4 protein-coding genes and 1 pseudogene are annotated in these 3,127 nt (G+C 60.3%); 2 read left to right on the forward strand and 3 right to left on the reverse strand.

Annotated features, from left to right (window positions below; genetic code table 11):
* A partial coding sequence (gene dapF, locus NW837_RS10495; RefSeq protein WP_414331334.1) for a diaminopimelate epimerase occupies positions 1 to 349 on the reverse strand: 349 nt, incomplete at its 3' end.
* 26 nt (positions 350 to 375) lie between these two features.
* A complete protein-coding gene (psbN, locus tag NW837_RS10500) occupies positions 376 to 507 on the reverse strand; it encodes a photosystem II reaction center protein PsbN (protein ID WP_011432995.1) in 132 nt (43 codons plus the stop codon).
* Between the two features lie 202 nt (positions 508 to 709).
* Here psbN and psbH point away from each other — a divergent pair, with 202 nt between their 5' ends.
* Complete coding sequence (psbH, locus tag NW837_RS10505; protein WP_414331336.1) at positions 710 to 913, forward strand: photosystem II reaction center phosphoprotein PsbH; 204 nt, start codon at positions 710 to 712, stop codon at positions 911 to 913.
* Between the two features lie 94 nt (positions 914 to 1,007).
* Here the strand turns inward: psbH and NW837_RS10510 are convergent, their stop codons facing one another.
* The gene (locus NW837_RS10510) at positions 1,008 to 2,147 is read right to left on the reverse strand and encodes a PQQ-dependent sugar dehydrogenase (RefSeq protein ID WP_414331337.1); all 1,140 of its coding nucleotides are present in this window, start codon (positions 2,145 to 2,147) and stop codon (positions 1,008 to 1,010) included.
* Between the two features lie 229 nt (positions 2,148 to 2,376).
* Between NW837_RS10510 and NW837_RS10515 the strand changes: the two are divergent.
* Positions 2,377 to 3,127 (forward strand): annotated as a pseudogene (locus tag NW837_RS10515) (alpha-glucosidase); the annotation flags it as partial.

The following is a 3,127-nucleotide window of genomic DNA, read 5'->3' on the forward strand; positions in this document are numbered from 1 at the left end:
CCTGCGGCACGATTCGCCCCGCCAAGGTGTGGATCTGGTAGGCGCCATCCCGACCTGGGATCCCCAAGTCCTGCAGAAAGCGAGCCAAACAGCGGATCCCATTGCCGCACATCTCCGCCTCGGAACCATCGCTGTTGAAGAGGCGCATGCTAAAGTCCGCCCCCTCCTGCCCTGGCAGCAGGAAAATAACTCCATCGGCTCCTACCCCAAAGCGGCGATCGCAAAGGGCGACGGCCTCTTCCGGGCTCAAGCAGGGTTGAGACTGCCAGCGGTTGTCCACCAAGATAAAATCGTTCCCCAACCCCTGGTACTTGTGAAAGGAGAGACGGGGGGTCAACCGAGCAGACATTTACCCAGATATCCCAACGACAGGCCTTAATCCTCGTGCATCTCGTAGGGATCCTGCAAGTCCTTGGAAGGGGGGCCAAAGGCCGTGTAGATGGCAAACGCAGTGATGCAGATGGTAACTGCCGCAATCGCCACAATCAGGGAAAAGGTGGGCTCCATATCGTTGTCTTTGATCCTGAGAGTATTCGACTACAGTATTACACAAGTTTACAATTCATTGCCCAAGACAAAAAGGTTCGGCCAGATTCTGATAGCGTGATTTTAAAAGGCGGCTGCTTTGGCGGTGCTGAGCACCAGGGATCCGCCTTCGAGCCTGCTATCTTCGACTTCGTCAACGTGTTCGGTTTCTAAGCGAGAACCTATGGCCATTCGTACCAAACTGGGCGATCTGCTGCGTCCTCTCAACTCGGAATACGGCAAAGTGGCTCCCGGCTGGGGCACCACGCCCCTGATGGCGGTCTTCATGGCCCTATTCGCCGTCTTTTTGTTGATTATCCTGCAGATCTACAACAAGTCGCTGCTTTTGGAAGACATTAACGTCTCCTGGGAGAGCCTCAGCTTTTGAGTTCCCAGGCCCTACTCTGGGGAAAGTCCCTGTCCCGCCAAAGAGCTGCCCAGCGGGAGCAGGATAGTTTCCGTCATCTCCTAAGCCGATGCCTTCAGGGTGCTGGCTCCAGGCGCAGCAGGGATCCATTCGGGGCGTCCGTCAACAGGTAAAGGAGTCCATCCGGCCCCTGCCGCACATCGCGAATGCGACCCACCGCCCCTTCCAGCAGGCGCTCTTCCGCCACCACCCGCTCTCCATCCAGTACCAAGCGCGCCAGGTGTTGCCCGGCCAGCGCCCCCACAAATAGGTTGCCCCGCCATTCGGGGAAAGCCTCCCCTGTGTAGAAAGTCATGCCGGAAGGGGCAATTGAGGGTGTCCAGTGCAGCAGGGGCGAAGCCAATCCAGGAGCTGCCGCCAGTCCTTGGCCGATAGGTTCCCCCGTATATTCTCGACCGTGGGTGATCAAGGGCCAGCCGTAGTTGACGCCGGGGGCCAAGATGTTGATCTCGTCCCCACCCTGCGGCCCATGTTCATGGGACCAAATTGCCCCTGTTTCAGGGTGGCGGGCCATTCCCTGAATGTTGCGGTTGCCGTAGGTAAAAATTGCCGGCAAAGCCCCTGCTTGGCCGACAAATGGGTTGTCCGCCGGGATCCCTCCTGAATCAGTGACGCGCAACACCTTGCCGGCAGCATCCCCCAGATCCTGGGCCCGATGCCGCTCTCCGCGGTCGCCGGTGCTGATGTAGAGAAATCCCTGTTCATCAAAGGCCAGGCGGGAGCCAAAGTGCTGTTGAGCGGGGGTCTTGCGCTCCATGTCGAAAATCACCTCCAGATCCTGGAGTCCCTTCTCCCCCAAGCGGGCCCGCGCCACTCGGGTTCCCCCGCCGCCCGGCCCAGGAGCGGCATAGGACAGGTAAATCCAGCCGTTCTCCGCGTAATTAGGGTGCAAGGCAATGTCCAGCAGGCCCCCCTGTCCGCGGGCAAATACTTCTGGCACACCGGCTATGGGCTGGGGATCCAACCCCTGGTCGGTAACCCGGCGCAGCCGGCCTGGTCGTTCGGTTACCACGATTGTCCCATCTGGCAGAAAGGCCATCCCCCAGGGATGCTCCAGCCCGGTTGCCAGAGTCACGACCCGAAAACGCTGCTCTGTTCTGGCTCTGGGTAGGGCTTGGGCATGATCCCCCTGTTGCAGGGCCATCACCATCTCCGGGCTGACCGGGTAGGCCACCACGGCAGGGGGGGCGGACAACCCTCCCAAAAGCAGTAGCGCGGAGAGAAGTTTGCTCACCGGGATCCTCATGGCCATTGCCGCCTCGTTTTCGCGATGGATTCTGGGGTCTGAGCTAGTCGATTATTACTGCTGCTCTTCTGGAGATGGGTACCGATGAGGGTAAAACCCACTGCGGACCAGAGTGGGCAACCCCCTGTCCCCTCCCGGCCATAGGCTAGCCTTGAGAGCAGCAATCTGTCTCCAAAGCATGCTGGAACCTGGCGAGATCTTGGGACTCGATCCCGCGGGCGCGAACGGCCAATTCCCCGCCCGCCCACCCCAAAGGCAAACTTGTGGATCCCTGCAGCAGCTCCAGCCCCACTCCAGAGGGATCCACCTCATCTGTGCCCAGGGCCGCTGGTCTATGCAGGTGCTCACCCCCCGTCTGTTTCGGCTGCGCTTTAGCCCCAGCGGAGCGTTTTTGCCCCGTCGTTCCTGGGATGTGGCTCCAGCCGATGAAGAGTGGCCGCCGGCTCCCTTTGAACTGCAGGAAAGCTCCACCCAAATCCACCTGTCCACCTCCCAGGTGCAAGTTCAGATCGATCGGGATCCCCTCCGGTTCAGTTTTCAAGACTCTCAAGGGCAAGAGTTTTGCGCCGATGTCTCCTCTGGGCTTACCTGGGGATCCGATAGCATCCGCCTGGTCAAACACCTCCACCCTGCCGAGCACATCTATGGCCTAGGGGAACGGGCGGGGCTACTCAACAAACGGGGTCGGCGCTACAGCCACTGGACTCGCGACTGCTGGAACTACGACGCCCACAGCGACAATCTCTACCAGGCCATTCCCTTCGCCCTGTTTCTTCGCCCCAACCTCTGCTACGGGCTCTTCCTGCACTGCACCCACTGGAGCCAGTTCGACCTGGGCCAGATCGATCCCGAGCAGTGGGCCATCGAGGTGCGCGCCCCCGAGCTGGATTACTACCTGATCTACGGCCCCACCCCGGCCTTGGTGCTCG

The organism is Synechococcus sp. R6-10 (assembly GCF_047461815.1).
GTDB lineage: Bacteria > Cyanobacteriota > Cyanobacteriia > Thermostichales > Thermostichaceae > Thermostichus.

Excerpts from the sequence above, each read along its gene's own strand:
- psbH (WP_414331336.1), top strand. The coding sequence starts at position 710 with ATGGCCATTCGTACCAAACTGGGCGATCTGCTGCGTCCTCTCAACTCG.
- psbN (WP_011432995.1), bottom strand. The coding sequence starts at position 507 with ATGGAGCCCACCTTTTCCCTGATTGTGGCGATTGCGGCAGTTACCATC.